The 19,605-nt window shown below is 50.4% G+C and carries 21 protein-coding genes and 1 tRNA gene; 14 read left to right on the top strand and 8 right to left on the bottom strand.

Going from position 1 to position 19,605, the window contains the following annotated elements; genetic code table 11:
- Positions 1-83: 83 nt before the first annotated feature.
- Complete coding sequence (locus tag JGC47_RS11675; RefSeq protein ID WP_241097882.1) at positions 84-1,988, bottom strand: type III effector; 1,905 nt, start codon at positions 1,986-1,988, stop codon at positions 84-86.
- 599 nt (positions 1,989-2,587) lie between these two features.
- Here JGC47_RS11675 and JGC47_RS11670 point away from each other — a divergent pair.
- From JGC47_RS11670 to JGC47_RS11660, 3 genes are all read left to right on the top strand, one after another.
- Positions 2,588-3,034, top strand: coding sequence for a universal stress protein (locus tag JGC47_RS11670; protein ID WP_004158784.1), 447 nt, complete (start codon positions 2,588-2,590; stop codon positions 3,032-3,034).
- Positions 3,035-3,078: 44 nt separating this feature from the next.
- Complete coding sequence (locus tag JGC47_RS11665) at positions 3,079-3,888, top strand: hypothetical protein (protein WP_004158783.1); 810 nt, start codon at positions 3,079-3,081, stop codon at positions 3,886-3,888.
- A 251-nt stretch (positions 3,889-4,139) separates the two neighbouring features.
- On the top strand, positions 4,140-4,421 hold the full coding sequence (locus JGC47_RS11660; protein WP_004158781.1) for a hypothetical protein: 282 nt from the start codon (positions 4,140-4,142) through the stop codon (positions 4,419-4,421).
- A 93-nt stretch (positions 4,422-4,514) separates the two neighbouring features.
- Here the strand turns inward: JGC47_RS11660 and JGC47_RS17660 are convergent, their stop codons facing one another.
- A complete protein-coding gene (locus JGC47_RS17660) occupies positions 4,515-4,664 on the bottom strand; it encodes a Slp family lipoprotein (protein WP_004162770.1) in 150 nt (49 codons plus the stop codon).
- 247 nt (positions 4,665-4,911) lie between these two features.
- On the opposite strand from JGC47_RS17660, the gene JGC47_RS11650 reads away from it, so the two are divergent.
- On the top strand, positions 4,912-5,796 hold the full coding sequence (locus JGC47_RS11650) for an SMP-30/gluconolactonase/LRE family protein (RefSeq protein ID WP_004158778.1): 885 nt from the start codon (positions 4,912-4,914) through the stop codon (positions 5,794-5,796).
- Positions 5,797-6,504: 708 nt separating this feature from the next.
- On the opposite strand, the gene JGC47_RS11645 is transcribed toward JGC47_RS11650, so the two are convergent.
- Positions 6,505-6,714, bottom strand: coding sequence for a hypothetical protein (locus tag JGC47_RS11645; RefSeq protein WP_004158774.1), 210 nt, complete (start codon positions 6,712-6,714; stop codon positions 6,505-6,507).
- Positions 6,715-6,906: 192 nt separating this feature from the next.
- On the opposite strand from JGC47_RS11645, the gene JGC47_RS11640 reads away from it, so the two are divergent.
- Positions 6,907-8,151: a mechanosensitive ion channel family protein gene (locus JGC47_RS11640; protein WP_004158773.1), complete on the top strand. Its 1,245-nt coding sequence runs from the start codon at positions 6,907-6,909 to the stop codon at positions 8,149-8,151.
- Between the two features lie 386 nt (positions 8,152-8,537).
- On the opposite strand, the gene JGC47_RS11635 is transcribed toward JGC47_RS11640, so the two are convergent.
- From JGC47_RS11635 to JGC47_RS11615, 5 genes are all read right to left on the bottom strand, one after another.
- Positions 8,538-8,609, bottom strand: a tRNA-Arg gene (locus JGC47_RS11635).
- A 110-nt stretch (positions 8,610-8,719) separates the two neighbouring features.
- Positions 8,720-9,979 carry a sensor histidine kinase gene (locus tag JGC47_RS11630; protein WP_004158771.1) on the bottom strand — a complete coding sequence of 420 codons (1,260 nt, stop codon included), beginning with the start codon at positions 9,977-9,979 and terminating at the stop codon, positions 8,720-8,722.
- Positions 9,979-10,431: a putative pterin-binding protein gene (locus JGC47_RS11625; RefSeq protein WP_004158770.1), complete on the bottom strand. Its 453-nt coding sequence runs from the start codon at positions 10,429-10,431 to the stop codon at positions 9,979-9,981. The genes JGC47_RS11630 and JGC47_RS11625 overlap by 1 nt, the downstream gene beginning before the upstream one ends.
- Complete coding sequence (locus JGC47_RS11620) at positions 10,431-10,868, bottom strand: GNAT family N-acetyltransferase (protein WP_004158766.1); 438 nt, start codon at positions 10,866-10,868, stop codon at positions 10,431-10,433. Before JGC47_RS11620 ends, JGC47_RS11625 begins: the two co-directional genes overlap by 1 nt.
- A 9-nt stretch (positions 10,869-10,877) precedes the next feature.
- Positions 10,878-11,657, bottom strand: a complete 780-nt coding sequence (locus JGC47_RS11615) for a helix-turn-helix domain-containing protein (protein WP_004158765.1) — start codon at positions 11,655-11,657, stop codon at positions 10,878-10,880.
- A gap of 964 nt (positions 11,658-12,621) precedes the next feature.
- Between JGC47_RS11615 and ccmA the strand changes: the two genes are divergently transcribed.
- The 9 genes from ccmA to ccmI all read left to right on the top strand — a co-directional run bounded on the left by ccmA (position 12,622) and on the right by ccmI (position 19,603).
- Complete coding sequence (gene ccmA / locus JGC47_RS11610; RefSeq protein ID WP_099258380.1) at positions 12,622-13,236, top strand: cytochrome c biogenesis heme-transporting ATPase CcmA; 615 nt, start codon at positions 12,622-12,624, stop codon at positions 13,234-13,236.
- Positions 13,236-13,895 (top strand): heme exporter protein CcmB, encoded by a 660-nt coding sequence (ccmB, locus tag JGC47_RS11605; RefSeq protein WP_004158760.1) that lies wholly within the window; start codon positions 13,236-13,238, stop codon positions 13,893-13,895. Before ccmA ends, ccmB begins: the two co-directional genes overlap by 1 nt.
- Positions 13,896-13,984: 89 nt before the next feature.
- Positions 13,985-14,728, top strand: coding sequence for a heme ABC transporter permease (locus JGC47_RS11600; RefSeq protein WP_004158758.1), 744 nt, complete (start codon positions 13,985-13,987; stop codon positions 14,726-14,728).
- Entirely contained in the window at positions 14,725-14,958 is a 234-nt protein-coding gene (gene ccmD, locus JGC47_RS11595; protein ID WP_004158755.1) for a heme exporter protein CcmD, read from the top strand. The genes JGC47_RS11600 and ccmD overlap by 4 nt, the downstream gene beginning before the upstream one ends.
- Positions 14,955-15,437, top strand: a complete 483-nt coding sequence (gene ccmE / locus JGC47_RS11590; RefSeq protein ID WP_004158752.1) for a cytochrome c maturation protein CcmE — start codon at positions 14,955-14,957, stop codon at positions 15,435-15,437. Before ccmD ends, ccmE begins: the two co-directional genes overlap by 4 nt.
- Positions 15,434-17,389, top strand: coding sequence for a heme lyase CcmF/NrfE family subunit (locus JGC47_RS11585; RefSeq protein ID WP_004158750.1), 1,956 nt, complete (start codon positions 15,434-15,436; stop codon positions 17,387-17,389). The genes ccmE and JGC47_RS11585 overlap by 4 nt, the downstream gene beginning before the upstream one ends.
- On the top strand, positions 17,386-17,943 hold the full coding sequence (locus JGC47_RS11580; protein ID WP_004158745.1) for a DsbE family thiol:disulfide interchange protein: 558 nt from the start codon (positions 17,386-17,388) through the stop codon (positions 17,941-17,943). The genes JGC47_RS11585 and JGC47_RS11580 overlap by 4 nt, the downstream gene beginning before the upstream one ends.
- Positions 17,940-18,401 (top strand): cytochrome c-type biogenesis protein, encoded by a 462-nt coding sequence (locus JGC47_RS11575; RefSeq protein ID WP_004158743.1) that lies wholly within the window; start codon positions 17,940-17,942, stop codon positions 18,399-18,401. Before JGC47_RS11580 ends, JGC47_RS11575 begins: the two co-directional genes overlap by 4 nt.
- Positions 18,398-19,603, top strand: coding sequence for a c-type cytochrome biogenesis protein CcmI (gene ccmI / locus JGC47_RS11570; RefSeq protein WP_004158738.1), 1,206 nt, complete (start codon positions 18,398-18,400; stop codon positions 19,601-19,603). The genes JGC47_RS11575 and ccmI overlap by 4 nt, the downstream gene beginning before the upstream one ends.
- The last annotated feature ends 2 nt before the right edge of the window (positions 19,604-19,605 follow it).

The following is a 19,605-nucleotide window of genomic DNA, read 5'->3' as shown; positions in this document are numbered from 1 at the left end:
TTTTGGTAACGCGGCAGGCCAAAATTTTTGTTCAGTTTACCGAATAAAAGTGAGGCCGATAAAAATATATGCTTAAGTGAGTGCTATCTCCAACCCGGCGGGGTGACATTGATCATAACCGCCGGGAAATGAGTTTTTGCGTGTTCCATCATTTGTTGGTAAATAATGGACGTACATGTTTCTATGCCTCCGCTTGTATTTATCGTTCCAAGTAGCGCATTATTCCATTGATCAAAATGACCCCCTGTGATTTGCGGATCTAAAGTATTGGCTTTACACATTAATGCATTGGCATAATCCCTCAATGCTTTTGGTGAATCAAGTTCCGCACCCAGAAAGTAAACGGATGAGTACCGGGTGAATAACGTTGCAAGGCAGAACAGGATTCTGGCTTTAGACATATCACTTTTGCTGCCAAGTCCGTAGGCGTTAGTGATTTCGTCAAAATGCTCTTGCTTAAGATTGCACTGGTAATTTCTGCTTTCATCCACTGTATATGTCAAGACTTTCTCAAATATTGCAGTCAGGTTACGCATATCTTCTTGAGTTTTTATTTTGTCTTTATCCTCCGCGAATGTGCGTGATAGTGCTGATTCAAAACGAGGGTGATAAATACCAAGATCGAGGGTGTTTAAAATTTTTTTTAAACTGTTGTTAAAAATTTCCTTTCGATAGCCATCCTCAAAGATTCTGAACTCGTCACAAAAAATCTTCTCATGATTCAGCTCACCTTGCGTTAAGATTTCATTATTCTCATAAAGAAAGAACTGATTCCAGTTGGCCTGTCTTTCACTATTCTCAACGTTTAACATAGCGCTCAGATTTTCATGGTCAATAATCATGGTCTTGTTACCATTGACGAGAATGAAATTAAAGTGACCTTTCTCAGACCAGTCTGGTTCTGACTCACCGTTGCCGAACTCTGTTTTTGCAGTAAAGGGTTTTACGGCATCCAGTTTAAGATAATTACTGTAGGTTTCTCTGGCGCTTGTCATTAGTCTGGGGTCTTCATGATAAGCACAAGTCGCCATTAATTGAATGAAAACCCCATTGTATTTAATCATGTGTTTTTTTGTTCTGGGGGCATTTGCAAATGAATTAAACATCGTTATGAATGATGACAGGACTTTAGGGTAAAACCTGTCCATATTTACCTTTTTATTCGCATTTTCAATCACTGTAACGATCAGCTTTTTAAAAAAACTGTTAACTTCATTGTCGTTTAAATAGCAGTTTTCAGATGCTATATTATTGAGTAATGAAGCCATAAGGGCGGGGTTTGAATTGATATTCACATCGGAGCTGTCTATCAGGCTGATTATTTCTTTAATGATTTTAGTTTTTATTTCTGGGTGTGCAATGTTTATGGTTCTTAATATATCAAAAATAGTGGTTTGAGATCCGTAATCATTAAGTAACAGGGCCGCATCTGAAATACTTAAAACAGAGGGGAGTTGAAGGTTAATAACTGCTTTGTCAAGTATGGCTCCTGTAAAGTCACAATAGCACAAACCGGATTGAGGCGTATGTTGAAATGGATTCACTACCCGGATAGTAAATCTTGCTCCTGTCATGCTGGTATTCTTGAAAACAGGGTTAAATATAAAGACATCGCTTAAGTCAACGCCATCTAACGTGGATCGTGAAAAATCAGGCCTGCGTTGTAATAAACGTTTGAAATCACGTTGGCTTGTCATCCGGTTTGCACCCTGAAAATCACAATTTCTTAAATCTCTGTACGTAAGAGCTAAATCAGATAAATTAAAATCGGTAAATTTTTCTCTTCTTCTTATATTTACGCCTGTGCTTCTGTTATGTAATAAAAAACCACTTCTTACTATTAAGTTGATGTCTCCTGTCTTATTTATGGCTATCACTTCCAGCTTGTCTAACAGGTCCATGCAGCGGGCTAAGCGAGCCTGGGCTTGTATTTGGTTCGAGGCATCATTCCGCCGGAATACGGCATTTTCAGCTTCTGCGTTCAACAATTTATTGGCAAGTTCAATGTTTTTTTAGTGGGTAATTTATTTGCATATTGCACGGCTGCCTTTGAGTCATTTAAAATATTCGTTCTGAGATAGAGTAGTGGGTTAATCATATTATCATCCAAAAATTAAACAATAAACATAACATAAGTTTGCATGGATAGTATAAATAAACGCTCAATATCTGTTTCTTGAGCTGATTTAATTTACGTTCAATCCCCTGTTGGTGCCTGGTGATATAATTGATCAACAAGCTGTTTATAAGCCCGCCACGTAATTTTGCCCAACCGATATTCATACCATCACTTTTGTCAAATCGGGTTTTTACGCACCTGGATTGCCGATGTGGTGCATCAGATGGTTATAAATTTCTTCATCAACCAGTTATGTCGTTATTGCGATATCATGATCCAGGTTACCGGGGTGCAACAGGGTGCATTATGTCTACCATGTCGAATAGTGCTACAGTTATGTGAATGACTGACTTTGGCAAAAGAGAATGCGTTGGCATTATTAAGGCTATTATCCGCATGGCAAAAATGCAAAGACGCGTTGCTTAATGAGTCAGGAATGTAGCCAAATGAGACGGACAGGAGGGGCAAATGCAAACGCTTTTAGTCGCCATCGATAACTCGGTGATTGCCCGCAAAGTGGTTGCGCTGGCCAGCATCCAGGCGCTGGCGTTACAAGCGCAAGTGGTGGTGGTGTGCTGCATAGACACCGGTTACGCCTGTGGGCCGTTGGAGATAAAAGCGGGTGAGGACCTCGTCGATTGTGAACTGACGCGGGATGAGCAAAATACGGCCGAAGCGGTAGTGCGTCAGGCGCTGGCCGAGCTACAACGTGCCGGGGTAACGGCGAGCGGGCGGGTATTGGCCGGCAAATCGGCTCAAACCATTGTTGCCGAAGCGAATAGCCTGCAGGCGGCGATGATCATTATGGGCCGCCGCCATCTGTCGCCGGTGAATCGCCTGCTAAAAGGCTCGTGCAGTGCTGCGGTTATCGAACATGCCAGCTGCCCGGTACTGGTCGATGTGCGCATTGATTAATCAAAATTGTAATGCGTGCTGACCGATGATTTCAGGTAACTATTTTGACTGCAAACCTGACTCTGGTCTCGCTCTCTTCCACGGTGGTTTGGCTGGTGCTGACTGGCTGGCTGTGGAAAGGTAAAAAACTGTCCGCCCCTGTGGCCATTTTGCTGTGTTTATTGCCACCGCTGGTGGGCAATCTCTGGTATTACCGCTGGATAGCTCCACAGCGTCAGCAAGATACATCGATAATGGCTGCGCGCACGCAGCTGGCCTCTTTCCCCGTCTGGCGAACCATTAAGCAGCAGCAGCCGGCGCTGTATCAACAGGCCAGCGATGAACTTGCAGGCCGTTTGCGTGCAGGGGTGCCACTGCGGCAGGCGGTTGCACAACTGCGCCCGCTAGCCGCAGAGCTGCTGAACCAACGTATCAATGCCGCCCGTAATGAAGATTTGATTGCATATATGAAGATCTCGCTGGAGGAGATGAAACTGATCCGACAGCGCAGCCCCGCCCAGTGTTTCCGCTTCCTGTTTCCTCAGGTTAAGGGCGGAGTGAATATCAGTGAACTGCTGCCGTCTGCTTTGATGGAGCGTGAACTGATGGCAATGGACCGCCTGTTGCAGCACAGTGATGGTAACGGGCAGCAGATTGATTTACCTCGCGGACGATTGCAGCTGCAAAAGGTCGTACAGGGGTTATATAACCGCTGGGGGGGCGATCTGCAGATGATGAATAAGCCGGGTGAGCCGGGTGCAGATGAAACTAAATTGTGTGACATGACGATCGATCTTTATCAGTCTGTTCTGGCACTTACTGATAAGGATTCGGCAAGTGTTTTACGTATCATTATTGGCGGTAAAAGCCATTAAAGAAAAAAGCCCGCTCGCGGCGGGCACAATCATTTTTTTGTTTTTTTGAAAAATTCCCGGTGTTGCGCAGACATATCGTGGTGTCTGTAAGCATATTCTCATTGATACCCGGTCAATGCCACACGGCTCTCTGAATCAATTCAATCGGTGAAACATTGCACAGGTTAAGTAAAATTGTGCAAATGCGCTGGTGTCTGATGGTCGCCACCGTGGGGATTGTTATGATGCGCCACCGGAAGAAAGGAGCCTTGATGAAAAAAGAAGCGTTTGGCGCATTAGCGCTATTACTGTTAGCCGGCTGCACTTCCGGCAAGCCTGGGGCTTATGAAAAGGTCGATGAAGATCCGGCAGTCAATAGCGTACAGTACCGTTTCAAACCGGGGCAGGTTGATAAAACCGCTATGCAAAAAGACGTCGAGCAATACTGTTCTGAACGGGGCTTTGATAAAGTCGATGCGCTTAACCCGCAGGAAAGCCATGTTCCCGGATTAATGAAAGCCTGGTATCAATGCAATTACCGTATTAAAAGCTAATGTGAGGGCGGGCAATACGCCCGCCCATAATTTCATGAGTTAACTGCCTGTCATTATCTTGCCGTATGCAGCCCTTGCCCGCTAATGTCAGCTTTACCAGCCCCGGTGCGGATACCCGCGATAGTAATGACCGTGATGATAGCCGCCATCATAACCCGCACGATGATAAGGCGGGGCAACCACACAGCCAGTCAGCATAAGCATCATAGCGATAACAAAAATCGCTTTAATGAGCCTCATCATGGTGATCTCCTGTGCTTTTTCACTGACTACAAGGCTACGTGAAAAACGTGGAGAAATGATGTCGCCAGTGTGAGTTATGTTCCATCTTGTATTGCAAATTAATTCATTAAACTGAAGTTCTCCCGCCATAACGCCCTGATTGCCGGTCTGCAAGGCTGGCTGCCCGATCTGTCTGTTTTATCCTGCTGCAGCCTGTAAAAAATAACCTAGACTTTAGGCGAACAAACATACCAGCAAGGAATTGAAGATGGCCTACCAGGTAGAAAATGTCTTGTCCGTACAGGCTGAATTAGGGGAGTGCCCGCTGTGGTGCGTAGATCAACAGGTGCTATGGTTTGTTGATATCATTGCCCCTGCTTTACATCGCTTCGACCCGATCAGCGGTGAGCATCAGGCCTGGCCGGTTGCAGAGGATATTGGCTGTATTGGCCTGTGTAAAGACGGTGGATTGATAGCCGCGCTGCGCAGCGGCGTCTGTTTTCTCAATAAGCGTGGCGAAATTACCGGGCGTATCGCCACTAATCCCGGTGATGCCCCCCGCAGTCGCTTCAACGACGGCCGGGTAGATCCGTTTGGCCGTTTCTGGTGTGGCAGCCTGTGGGAGCCGCAGGATCGCAATGGAGCCAAGCTGTACCGCGTAGACAATCAGCTCAAACTTACCGAGCAGGCCGACGATATTATGATCTCTAACGGGCTGGCATTCACTCCCGACCGCCTGTGGATGTATCAGAGCGATACGCCACATGGGTTGCTTTACCGTTATCCGCTGGATGCCGATACTGGCGAAATCGGCCCGCGTGAGGTAGTTCGGCGCTTTGATCCGCAGCAGGGGGGAAGCCCGGACGGTGCAGCGTTGGATAGCGAGGGTTATTACTGGGCGGCAATGTTTGACGGCGGGCGTGTTGTACGCATCGATACGCGCAGCGGGGACATTGTTGATGAGATCCTGCTTCCGGTACGTTGGCCAACGATGGTCGCCTTTGGCGGCCCGGATTTGAAGACTCTGTATATTACCACGTCAAGGGAGGATCGCAGCGCGGACGAGCTGGCGCAGTTTCCGCAATCCGGCGACCTGTTTGCCGTGCGGGTTGCGGTAGCGGGACTTCCTGAACCGCTGTTCCATCAGCAATGACTCCCGCATTCACCGTTGAAACGCCCGCTGCCGTAACCGGCGCGGACGTATTGATTTTCAGCCGGCAATCCGGGGGTTTCCGCTTTCCCTTGCGCTGATCCAGTCAGGGAACGGACGGTGACGCAGGGCAGCATTGGATCGCCAGCAGTGCCATTGTCAGACTAAACGCCACGGTAAAACCCCCTGAAGCGGGGCGACCAGCGATCTTAATACGCCGCCGATGCCAAAGCAGAGGTAAATCCCAACGTATTTTTTGGTCAGGTTAGTCAGTCAAAAGAAGTTTCTCACCAAAAGGTGCTTTCATTCATTTGGCTCAATAACAGGATACTCACCCAGCCACTGATACGAACTACGCCAGGGTAATGTTGCGGATGCGGGCGATTTTGTCAGACAGGATGCCCAAACAGGCGGCCACTGAGATTGGCAATCGCAATGAGGTGGCCGCATTAGCGGCGATTTGTGTTGAGCTGCACCCGTTTTCGCCAGTGTCTTTTGCTACGCCTGTGACGAACAGGCTGCTTATACAGGCAGCCCTGAACATCAGGGCCAGTAGCCAATACTGCGGCAATCGCACGGATTAGGCTCAGGAGTCATCACGCGCTGGCGCGGTAGTGATGTGGTGCGTCTTTCATCTGCATGGCACCAGAAATAGCGATATCCAAACTGGCATAAGTCATACAGCCCGGCCGACGCCGGGCTGTATGGCGGTCAGCGAATATAGCCACGGATCACATCAGCTATCGCTTTATTTGACTCACGTTCGTCACGATGTTCGACGTCATCCGCAACCTTCACCAAATACTTATTCAGCTTGCCACCGGTCGGCACATTGCCGTAAACGATAAGCATTTGAACGATGTGACGTAACGCAAGTACCTCTAAAGAGAGGCGCTCAACAACAGGATCTTTATCTGGCACGAGGAACTCCGGGGTGAATTTAGCATTGGCCCCAACAGATTAAACGCCGAAGACAAGATCAATCCGCAGAATATCGACTATTTTCGATGATGATAAATGCGTTCAGACGCGCAGATTTATTAACAATTGCCGACAAGGGTTGAACCTGTCCGCAGCTCAAGGCATGATCACCGCTGGTTTTAAGGAGACGCTATGCAGCAATTGATTGCACAACTCAAGCAGTTCGGTATTGCACCTGATCATGCTATTTCACTGACGTTAATCTTCGCTATTATTTTTCTGACGGCCGTCATCGTTCACTTTGTGCTTCATCGCATCGTTTTGGCAGCCTGTGAAAAACGTGCTAAGGCCAGCCAGCATCTCTGGTTGCACATCCTTACGGAGCATAAGCTTTTTCGCCGACTGGCATTTACCCTGCAAGGGATCATTGTCAATGTTCAGGCGGTGCTATGGCTGCAAAAAGGCAGCGATGCAGCTGCTATTCTGGCAGCCTGTGCACAGTTGTGGATCATGCTCTACGCCCTGATGTCATTTTTCTCGCTGCTGGATGTGGTGAACAGTTTATCGAACCGTTTCTCTTTTGCTGCACATTTCCCGCTCAAGGGATTGCTACAGGGCGTTAAGCTTGTCGCCGCTATGGTCGTTGGCATTATGATGATCTCGCTGCTGATTGGAAAATCTCCGGCAATTTTGATCAGCGGGCTGGGCGCGATGGCCGCCGTCCTGATGCTGGTTTTCAAAGACCCAATCCTGGGGCTGGTGGCAGGTATTCAGCTTTCTGCCAACAATATGCTCAGGCTTGGGGACTGGCTGGAGATGCCGAAATACGGGGCTGACGGCGCGGTGACGGATATTGGGCTGACCACGGTAAAAGTGCGTAACTGGGATAACACCATTACCACTATCCCCACCTATGCTCTGGTTTCCGACGCATTTAAAAACTGGAGCGGTATGTCGGCCTCTGGCGGCCGTCGCATTAAGCGTTGTATTAACATTGACACTACCAGCATCCACTTTCTGACCACGGATGAGCAGGAAAAACTGGCTCAAGCCCGCCTGCTGTTGCCTTATATGGCGTCTCGTCAGGAGGAAATTGCCAGCTGGAACGGAAAGAATGCAGGGCCAGTTTCGGTGCTGAACCAGCGTAAGATGACGAACGTCGGCACTTTCCGCGCCTATCTGACCGAGTATCTTCGTCAGCACCCGTGCATCCGCCAGGACATGACCTTGATGGTGCGCCAGATGGCTCCGGGAGCAGAAGGCCTGGCGCTGGAAATCTACGCTTTTACCAATACCGTGGTATGGCTGGAATACGAAAGCATCCAGGCAGATATTTTTGACCATGTGTTTGCCGTAGTGAGCGAGTTTGGCCTGCGCATTCATCAGGCTCCAACCGGAAGCGATATGCGCGCCATAGCGGACAATCGCTTATATTGAGCAGGGGGCCAGTGCCTCAGAGTTATCTTTACTCACCAGCCATGCGCTTCCCTTTGCCTCTTGCCGGGAGATGAGTGTGAAGTGACTCACCGTGAAAATTTTTTCTTTACCCGGCAATCAGGCACGTCACCGCCATAATTTTTGCAGATGGTGAAACCACCCGCTTCAGTCCGTTGCTTTCAGACATTCTGCATCAATTCCCCCAGGTTTGGTTGCTTCGGCCTGCTTTACAGTCAGCGTAAGTAAAATATTTACCCACTAATTACCGTTTCGTGAGGCGGCTGTCAGCGAACCGCTACGAACTGTTGCGAACTGTTGATATGCGGCATAGCTGATTTTACAGGGATTTGGCGAACTAACGCGGAGGGCGGCGAACTGTGAAGTATTGTCCCCTGCAGGAATCGAACCTGCAACTAGCCCTTAGGAGGGGCTCGTTATATCCATTTAACTAAGGAGACGTTGAACTGCGCTGAGTGGCTTGCTCAATCGGGGCGCTATCTTAGCGTAAAAACTCATGATTTTTCAAGCTTAACCTTATATCAACCTCATTTGTGATGCAGATGAAAAACTATGCAGGTTCTACAGCAACGCGCACCAGGAATGTTGACCCCATATTCAGACGCGATCTGGCTCTGATTTTCCCATTAAAAATTTTAACGTAATTCTTGATAATGGTCAGCCCCAGGCCCAGTCCTTGCCGGGTCTCTTTTTCAGCGCCCTGATTGAAGGGGCGATAAAGCGTATTGATATTTTTTATATCAAAACCACATCCGTTGTCCTTCACATACAGATAAAGGAAGGAATCAACGAGCTTCAGCGAAAGATAAATTGTGCCATTTTTAGTATTCTTATTAGCATTATCCAATAAGTTAATGATAATCGACAGCAGTTTCTGTTTGTCAGAGCGGATCCGACGGTTTTTTGATGTGCAATTTATGCTTACAGCGTTGCCGTTGGTATTATCAAAGGACGATGCCACCTCATGAAGCAAATCCTTCAAATAAAAAGTTGATTCGTTAAGTTGTATATTACCTATCTCGATTTTTGAGTATTCAAGGATTTCTCGGGTCTGATGGAAAATTTTATTTGAATGCAGCTTTATATTGTTGATGTACCTGGCTGCACCAAATACATCGTTGTGTATATCAATCATTTCAGAAGACAGCTGTATTTTTTGAATTGAGCTGGAGAGTTCATGATATATTGCTGAGATAAATATATTCTTTTTTAACAGTGTCTCTTTTAATTTAGTGATGTGTCGCCACAAAAGCATAATCAGTATAAAAGAGAGAAATATACATAACAAAGCATAATATTTGGTATAGGTTGAGTTGTCTTTAATGATATTTTTGGTTGCGTAGAAATGGCTTATTTGTATTCGGTAGATAACTTCCTGTAAATCTGTCAGCGTAGGTTGCATGTCATTCATAAAGCTAAGAGTCTTCAGCTTACGATCTGCGATATTAGCGTTAGCGGAATAGATCATGCTTAACTGCTCGCTTTGGTTTCTGATTTTTTTAATTAAAATAAGGAATTCATTGTCGTAAAAAAAATCGATATTATTATCGGACTTGTTTTCAAGTATTTTTATTTTGGAGTCAAAAATTTTCTTTCTTATTAGGAATTCATTGTTATTCTCCGTGCTAAGCAATGCAACTTTCATGCGTTCAAATGCAAGCATCGTGATTTCAGCGGTTGAATAGTTATCCAGATTAGGCTCGATGGTTTTATACTGTTCTCTTACACCATTAAATTTATTAATCGTACTGAATATCATTACTGTAAAAACAAGTGCAAGGATAACGACATACAGATAGGTTCTTTTCATTACAAACTCTCGATGGTTTTAACCTGCCAAACGGTTTTTGCGTTTACTTCCAAGGTTTTCAGCTCATGATAATTGTCTCTCGGATAGATAATTGCATAGGGGCCCATTTCAGACATATCCATATATTCATTATTTTTTTTATAGGCAAGTATCACACTATATTTAATAAGCTCCGCAACGGGTAACGTGTAGCTATAATCATCCCATGCAAATGCGCGTATCACTTCTGAGCTGACATGATAATTTTCGAGCAAATCACTGAGTTTTACCCCGGTAAAAATGCTCTGTGGCGTGAAGTTGGTTGAGGTTTTGATTTCCCATGACGGTAATTTCTCTAAATCAGCGGTAGTGATGTAAATTTTAGTACCATGATGGATTAATACCAATGCGTCTTCTTCTGCCGAACAGAGGTTACTGAAGAATATTGAAAGCATGAGAAAAATATATTTCATTATTTCCCCCGATATTTTTTTAAAATTAGCTGGCCAAACTCATCGATACCCGAAGGTTGCCATCCCCGTTGCTGGTAGAAATATTCAGCTTTTGATCCGGGATCGGTGGTTAAACTGATCTCTGTCGTTTCCTGGTCAAAAAACCATTGAGTAACCCGTAATAAAAGCTGTGTTCCAATGCCCTTGTTATGATGTTCAGGCTTAACAAAAAGTCCGCCAATAAGAGGTTCTGGAACAAATATGCCAAGTGCGTATCCGGCATATTCATCACCTGCTTGACAGATCCATCCGCCACCTTGATTGATGTCTTCCAGAACCTGTTCCCGCTGCATATAGCCAATCTGATGGTCGTGCAGCTGATTCTCATGCACTGAAAATCTGATTTCGTAGATGTCTTTCAAGTTCCGTTCAGTTAACTTATGAAAAATAATGCTCATTAACTTGCCTCAGTCTTTGAAAAATAGGTTATTCAAGAGAATGGAAGAGATAATAAAGGTTCTGGTTGGCTTCTCTATTATTTCAACGCCATATTTCATTATCGCTTTACCAATATCTTTTTCATGCTGGTTCAATTGCCCGGTGAGCAGGATAATAGTGGACTTTTCATTCTGTTCTCTGATGGCATCTATCACCTGTTCGGAATTTTCTCCGTAATCCAGTAACCAGTCTATAACAAAGCAGTCAAAAGTCTGCATTGACATGACCTTTAGAATCTCATCTTTGGTTTGAAACGTCTCTGCTTCAATACCAAATCTGCTGCAAACAGACTGCAATAATTCAAGGATATCAGCATCATTATCCAGTATTGCTATTTTAGGCGCGGGTAAGAATTCAAGTTTTCTTACCCGGTACGCATTGGCATTTTTTCTGTTTTGGCTGGCGTTAATAATATAATTCAGGCCATCTTTGACAGCGTAGTTTTCGTCAGCTTTGATCGTTTCTGCGACTTCGGGATCCACGTCAACATTGCATCTTACATGCATATCATTCATGACAAAAACACAGTTGTAATCTCTGCTGCCATCAAATGAGTCGTTGAAATATCGATATATTTTTTTTATCTCCGTAAGCGATATACTTCTTTTTCCATCGAGCTTCTGCTTGGCGCTGTTGTATTTGATGCCGAGTATTTCCGCCAGGGTTGAAGATTGTTTTCTTTTATCCACACCTTTCTTTCCAAGCAAATCGTGGACTTTTTCCAGGTTTGTTGTTTTTTTGTCCATCATCGTCGTCAATTGAAGGGTTATCAGTGTGAGTACGGTTGGTGTATCTGCCGTAATGCATTAGCAAATCTTACAGGATTGGACTGTGAGAAGAAATTTTTTTTACCAATGTATCTTATTGATTAGATTGAATAATGATAATGTCACTCAAAAAAAACGCAAAATGACACTCAAATCCCACTCGATTCATTCTCTTTTTGATGTTAGTATACGTTCCAAAGCGGATCATAATCTCAAGAATACACTATAAATCAGGGAAGCCAGACAGCAAAAGGACAGTGCGTATTTGCCTGACACCAGGGATACCTACCAAAAATAAAATGCCTCTCGCCAGTGAATGCTGGCATTGTCATTTTCCATAAAGCAGGCTGATGAATGCAATCATCATGCCAGAGATGTTATTCAGAGGAGTTAATCGTTCAGCCAAACCCGGTTACCGGGTTGCTTTATCCCGAAAAAAAGCCGAGTACGGCGATCTTTTTAGCCCTCTTTGGCTTCGAACGGCGCCGCCTTATCATTTAGCTGCGCCCCCAACGATGCGCCCGTCGGCAAGCCAGCGGCCGGTGAAAGAGCAATAGTGCCAGCCGGTCGCGCTGCGCATCTTTTCTCCCCTCCCGACGATTTTGCTTATGTATGGCCGCCGCGCGTGCAGGTCATGTCTCTTAATCCCCCTTTTACACAGCACCCTGAGAACCTTCCTTGCTTTCAGGCAGAGGGGTATCGATCTGTCTGCTATCCATTTTTACCTAAAGGAACGGGTTTGCGGCTAAGCATCGCGGGTTATACGCAGCTCGCCAGGCTGCCAACGCTTAAAGCCAGCATTGGCAATAACCCGGTGGTGGAAAGCGGCGTTTGTCAAACGGAGTCAGGGATAATACGCTTTAAGCCCCAGCCTGGCCTGATGCAGTTATCACCCGGTTTATGCTACTATCCTCCAACAAATTTAACACTATACGACTTTTCTTCTATGCTGGCAGCCCGAAATCTGACATGTCTGCGCAACGAGCGAGCGCTGTTTAGCGACCTCAGTTTCACCGTATCACCGGGCGATATTGTGCAGCTTGAAGGGCCTAATGGCGTGGGGAAAACCTCTCTTCTGCGTATCCTTGCTGGCCTGAGCCGTGCAGAACAGGGCCAGGTGCTCTGGCGGCGGCAGCTTATTCAGCACCAGCGTGAAAATTATTATGCCAGCCTGTTGTACCTTGGCCACCAGCCCGGAATTAAGGCGCTGCTAACCCCATTCGAAAACCTGAGTTTCTGGCATGCGCAGTGTTCGCAGGACGAGCTGTGGCACGCGCTGGAGCAGGTGGACCTGCCCGGTTTTGAAGAGCTGCCGGTAGCACAGCTTTCGGCCGGTCAGCAGCGTCGTGTGGCGTTGGCCCGGCTATGGTTAAGCCAGGTGCCGTTGTGGATCCTTGACGAGCCGTTTACGGCGATAGATCAATCCGGGGTGGAAAAGCTGATGGCGCGGTTTGTGCACCATACGCAGCAAGGTGGCGCCGTTATTCTGACGACACACCAGGAGCTTCCCGCATCGGTACGCAATCTGCGCCGCATTTCTCTCAGCGCGGGGGGCGACTGATGTTTTTCCCCGTGCTGAAACGTGAGTTGCGAATTGCTTTTCGCAGCGCTGCGGACATCCTTAACCCGTTGTGGTTTTTTCTGATTGTGGTAACGCTGTTTCCCCTGGGATTGGGGGCGGATCCGCAGCTGTTGGCGCGTATTGCTCCCGGTATCGTCTGGGTAGCGGCGCTGCTGTCGTCACTGCTGGCGCTGGAACGGCTGTTCCGCGATGATTTTCTTGATGGGTCGCTGGAACAGCTGTTGCTGCTGCCCGCGCCGCTTCCCTTGACGGTGATAAGTAAAGTCACCGCTCACTGGCTGGTGACCGGATTGCCGCTGCTGCTGCTGTCGCCGCTGATTGCGCTGTTGCTGGCGCTGGATTTCGCCAGCTGGCGAGCGATGGCGCTAACATTATTACTCGGCACGCCAACGCTAAGCCTGCTGGGCGCGATTGGCGTTGGCCTGACGGTGGGGCTGCATCGCGGCGGGGTTTTACTCAGTCTGCTGGTGCTGCCGCTGGCGGTGCCGGTGCTGATTTTTGCCAGCGCGGCCATCGATGCCGCTACGCAGGGGCTGGCGATAAACGGCTATCTTGCTATGCTCGGAGCTATACTGGCAGGCAGCGCCGCGATTGCACCTTTTGCCACCGCAGCAGCATTGCGCGTAAGCCTGAACTAACTGGCCGATAGCCAGGTGCGATACACCGCGCGCGGTCAGCACCGTTGGCTAAACAGCACGCATCAACTTTTATTGTGAGCAATAAAACAATGTTGAAATGGATACATCAACTGGGCAAGCCGGAGCGGCTGTACCGGTTATGCGGCCGTTTGGTGCCGTGGTTTGTCATTCCCGGCGTTGCGGCTTTACTGCTTGGCTGGGCGTGGGGATTCGGCTTTGCTCCTTCAGATTATCAGCAGGGCAACAGCTATCGCATTATCTATGTTCATGTGCCTGCCGCTATCTGGTCGATGGGTATCTATGTATCAATGGCGACAGCTGCGTTGATTGGGCTGGTGTGGCAGTGGAAGACCGCCGATCTTGCGGCAATGGCAATGGCTCCGGTCGGTGCGGTGTTCACCTTTATCGCCCTGGTGACCGGCTCCGCCTGGGGAAAACCGATGTGGGGGACCTGGTGGATCTGGGATGCGCGTCTGACCTCTGAACTGGTGCTGCTGTTCCTTTATACGGGAGCGATAGCGCTCTATCACGCGGTTGACGATCGCCGTATGGCCGGGCGCGCGGCGGGTATTGTGATGCTGGTTGGCGTAGTCAATCTCCCGGTTATTCACTACTCGGTGCAGTGGTGGAATACCCTGCATCAAGGCTCTTCCGGCGTTTTACAGCAGGCCATCGATCCCAGCATGCGCGTGCCGCTGCGCTGGTCTATTCTCGGTTATCTGTTGGTGTTTATTGCCCTGACGCTGATGCGTCTGCGCAATCTGCTGTTGCAGGCTGAACGCCACCGCCCGTGGGTGTCGGAGCTGGCCGCAAAGGGAGGACGCAAAATATGACGCCCGCTTTCTCCTCCTGGCCGGATTTCTTCGCCATGGGGGGCTATGCCTTCTACGTCTGGCTGGCAGTCGTCTTTACTCTGCTCTCTTTTGCAGCGCTGGTTGGGCATACCTGCTGGCAGCGCCGTCGTCTGCTGGCCGACATCCGTCGGCGTCAGGCGCGTGAGCAGCGTATGCAGGCGGCAAAAGTAAAAACCGCGACACAGGCCGTTGCCGGGGAGCAAGCATGACCCCCCGTCGTAAACATCGCCTGGTACTGCTGATGGTGTTGCTGGTCGGACTGGGGCTGGCAACGGCGCTGGTGATGTACGCACTGCGCGCCAACATCGATCTGTTTTATACCCCGGGCGAAATGATCAATGGCAAAGGGGATCGACAGCTGAAGCCGGAAACGGGCCAGCGGCTGCGCGTGGGGGGAATGGTGATGCCAGGCAGCGTTAAGCGTGACCCGCATTCTTTGCAGGTGGTATTCAAACTTTACGATGCCAGCGGGGTGATTAGCGTCAGCTACGATGGCATCCTGCCGGACTTATTCCGGGAAGGGCAGGGCGTGGTGGCACAGGGCGTCTTACGGGACGCCACTCACGTTATCGCCAAAGAGGTGCTGGCGAAACACGATGAAAAATACACGCCGCCTGAAATTAATGAAGCGATGAAGAACAACCATTCTGCCCCGGTCGCTGGCGACAACAGCGTGAGGTCGTCATGATCCCTGAAATTGGCAGTTTTCTGCTGTGCCTGGCGCTGGCGCTGTCATTGCTGCTTAGCGCCTATCCGCTATGGGGCGCCGCGCGCCAGGATTTGCGGCTGATGGGGCTGGCTCGTCCACTGTCCTGTGCGCTCTTTGCCTGCATCGCCGCCGCCTTTTTGATTCTGGTACATGCTTTTGTGGTCAATGATTTCAGCGTGGCCTACGTGGCGGCTAACTCCAACACGCTGCTGCCGGTTTATTATCGGGTCGCTGCCAGCTGGGGGGCGCATGAAGGCTCGCTGCTGCTCTGGGTTTTACTGCTTAGCGGCTGGACGCTGGCGTTGGCGCTGCTTAGCCGCACGATGCCGCTGGAGGCGATTGCCCGCGTATTGGCGGTGATGGGCATGATCAATCTCGGTTTCCTGCTGTTTATCACGCTCACCTCGAATCCGTTTAGCCGCACGCTACCGGATTTTCCGATTGAGGGCAGCGACCTTAATCCAATGCTGCAGGATATCGGACTGATCTTCCATCCGCCGCTGCTGTATATGGGCTATGTGGGTTTCTCGGTAGCGTTTGCCTTTGCAATTGCTTCGCTGATGACCGGGCGGCTTGATACGGCCTGGTCGCGCTGGTCGCGTCCGTGGACCACGGCCGCCTGGGTGTTTCTCACCATTGGCATTGTGCTGGGGTCGGCGTGGGCTTACTACGAACTCGGCTGGGGCGGCTGGTGGTTCTGGGACCCGGTAGAAAACGCCTCGTTTATGCCGTGGCTGGCCGGTACGGCGCTGATCCACTCACTGGCGGTCACTGAAAAACGCGGCACCTTCAAAGCCTGGACCGTGCTGCTGGCGATTACCGCTTTTTCCCTCAGTCTGTTAGGTACATTCCTGGTGCGCTCCGGGGTGCTGGTATCGGTGCACGCATTTGCCTCCGATCCGGCGCGCGGCATGTTTATTCTCGCCTTCCTGATCATCGTTATCGGCGGATCGCTGCTGCTGTACGCCATCAACGGTGGCAAGGTGCGCAGCCGGGTACAGAATGAAGTCTGGTCGCGTGAATCTTTCCTGCTGGGTAATAACGTGCTGCTGATTGCTGCCATGCTGGTGGTGCTGCTCGGCACGCTGCTGCCGCTGGTGCATAAGCAGCTCGGTCTTGGCACGATCTCCATCGGCGAGCCGTTCTTTAATACGCTGTTCAGCTGGCTGATGGCCCCGCTGGCGCTGCTGCTCGGCATCGGGCCTCTGGTGCGCTGGCGGCGTGACGAGCCGCAGAAACTGTGGAAACGGCTGGCGCTGGCGCTGGTGGCGACGCTGCTGCTGTCAATCCTGCTGCCGTGGCTGATGCAGGATCGCATTGAGGCAATGACGGTGGTGGGGCTGCTGATGGCGCTGTGGGTGATTATCCTGACGCTGATCGAGCTGCACGAACGCGCCACTCATCGCCATCGCTTCTTCAGCGGTCTGCGCCACCTGTCGCGCAGCCACTGGGGCATGGTGCTGGGCCACCTCGGCGTGGCGGTGACGGTGATTGGTATTGCCTTTAGTCAGAACTACAGCGTGGAGCGCGATGTGCGCATGAAGGCCGGGGATAGCGTGGATATCAATCAGTATCACTTCACGTTTCGCGATGTAGCCCGCTTGCAGGGGCCGAACTATTCCGGTGGCGTTGGCCTGATTGACGTCACCCGCAACGGCCATGACGAAGCCACGCTGCGCGCCGAAAAACGCTACTACAGCGCGGCGCGCACGATGATGACGGAGGCGGCGATTGACGGCGGCTTCACCCGCGATCTCTATGCCGCATTGGGCGAGGAGCTGGACGGCGACTCGTGGGCGGTACGTCTGTATTATAAACCTTTTGTGCGCTGGATTTGGTTTGGCGGCGTGTTGATGGCGCTCGGCGGCGTTTTATGCCTGCTGGACCCACGCTACCGCGTGCGTAAACAATCGCCAGAGGATCCGCTATGAACCAGAAAGTTCTCTATATTCCGCTGGTACTGTTTTTGCTGTTGGCCGCCGCGCTGCTGTGGCAGCTCAACCGTAATGCCGAAGGCGACGATCCGACGCGCCTTGAATCAGCGCTGCTGGGCAAACCGGTTCCGGTGTTTAAGCTGGAGTCGCTGGATGAGCCGGGTAAAACCTTTGACCAGTCGGTGCTGAAGGACGGTAAACCGCTGCTGCTGAACGTCTGGGCTACCTGGTGCCCAACCTGTCATGCAGAACACCAGTTCCTCAACTCGCTGGCAACGCAGGGAGTGCGCGTGGTGGGGCTGAACTACAAGGACGATCGGCAGAAAGCCATTCGCTGGCTTAATACCCTGGGTGATCCCTATGCGTTGAGCCTGTATGACGGGGATGGCATGCTCGGGCTGGATCTCGGCGTGTACGGCGCACCGGAAACTTTCCTGATCGACGGTCGCGGCATTATTCGCTATCGCCACACCGGTGAGCTGAATGAGCGGGTATGGGGCGGGGAAGTGAAGCCGCTGTGGCAGAAGTACGGCCAGGAGGGCGGAGCGTGAAGCGTTACCTGATCCTGCTGGTCACGCTGTTGTTCAGCTGCCTGGCTCAGGCCGATAGCGGTGATATTTACCCGTTTGACTCCGTTGCCCGGCAGCAGCAGTTCCGTCATCTGACCGAATCGCTGCGCTGCCCTAAATGCCAGAACAACAGCATTGCCGATTCTAACGCCATGATCGCCGGGGATATGCGGCGCAAAGTGTATCAGCTGCTGCGCGCCGGGCAGACGCCAGAACAGATTAAAGATTATATGGTGGCGCGCTACGGCAATTTTGTCTCGTACCAGCCACCGCTCACTCCATTAACTCTGATCCTCTGGGCTGGCCCGGCGCTGTTTGTCGCCATTGGCGCACTGGTCATCATTCTGCGCAGTCGCAGGCGCCGTCCTCCCCTGGTACTGGATGCCCGGCAGCAGCAGCGTCTTCGTGCTCTGTTACACAAAAACGGCAAGCAACCATGAGCGGATTTTGGCTGATTATTGCGCTGCTGCTGGTGGCGAGCTGCGTGCTGGTCGTGCTGGCAGGCAGCCGTGGTAACAGCGCCAGCGCGAACGATCGCGACACGTTAAACCAGCGCTTTTATCATCAGCGACTGCGTGAACTGGAAGACGATGAAGCACAAGGCGTGGTTGACGACCGGCCGGAAATGGTACGCGAACTGCAACTCGCCCTGCTCATGGATATTCCTGAACGGTCGCCCGTGATCCAGCGCCAGGTTAGCCGCCGGGTATTGCTGCCTGGGGTAGTGGTCTTGCTGTTAGTCAGCTGCGGCGTCTATTTAAAGGCGGGGGGGCTGCAACAGCTGCTGGCCTGGCAGCAAGTGCAAAACGAGCTGCCCGCACTGCGCGCACAGGCGATGAACCCCAATGCTCGCCCGCTAACGATGGAGCAGCTGGCAAGGCTGGCGCTGGGCCTACGCACTGAGCTACAGCAGTATCCTGAAAATGTGAACGACTGGATGCTGCTGGGGCGTCTCGATATGGCGCTGAATAATGCCACCAGCGCCTCGCAGGCCTTTCGTCGTGCTTCGCAGCTGTCCCCCAACAATGCCGGGGCGAAGATCGGCTATGTTGAGGTGCTGGCCCGTTCCGGCGACCCGCAGGATAACCGCGAGGCGAACGCCATGCTGAACGAGATGGTCAGCCATGATGAGCGCAATTTACAGCTGCTGGGATTACTGGCATTTAATGACTTCAGCCTGCAAAACTACGCCCATGCGATGGGTATCTGGCAGAAAATGCTGCAGCTGTTACCGGCTGACGATAAGCGGGTCGTCCCGATCCGGCGCAGTATCGCTCAGGCCAAAAGCGCCTCGGGTTTACAGGAAAGCCAGCTGGCATTGACGGTAAAATTGTCAGATGCAGCAGAAAAAATGTTGCCGTTGCGCGGAGTGTTGTATATTTCTGTAACGGATGGCATTTCACCGGTTCCGGTCGCGGTAAAAAAAGTGCCGTTGAGCCATTTTCCTTTATCACTCACGCTGGACGACAGTCATGCCATGATGCCGGATCGCGTGTTATCCGCGCAGCGTCAGTTGCAGGTGCGCATACGCATTTCACGCGACGGTAGCGCTAATCCGCAACCCGGTGACTGGTACGGTCTGAGTGCGGTAACGCCATTCACGGGTCAACAGCAGCTTGCCGTTGACATAAACCGGCAGTAGCG

The sequence above is a fragment of the Erwinia amylovora genome, assembly GCF_017161565.1.
In the GTDB taxonomy this organism is placed as follows: domain Bacteria; phylum Pseudomonadota; class Gammaproteobacteria; order Enterobacterales; family Enterobacteriaceae; genus Erwinia; species Erwinia amylovora.
This window is presented reverse-complemented; position numbering and strand designations above follow the sequence as displayed.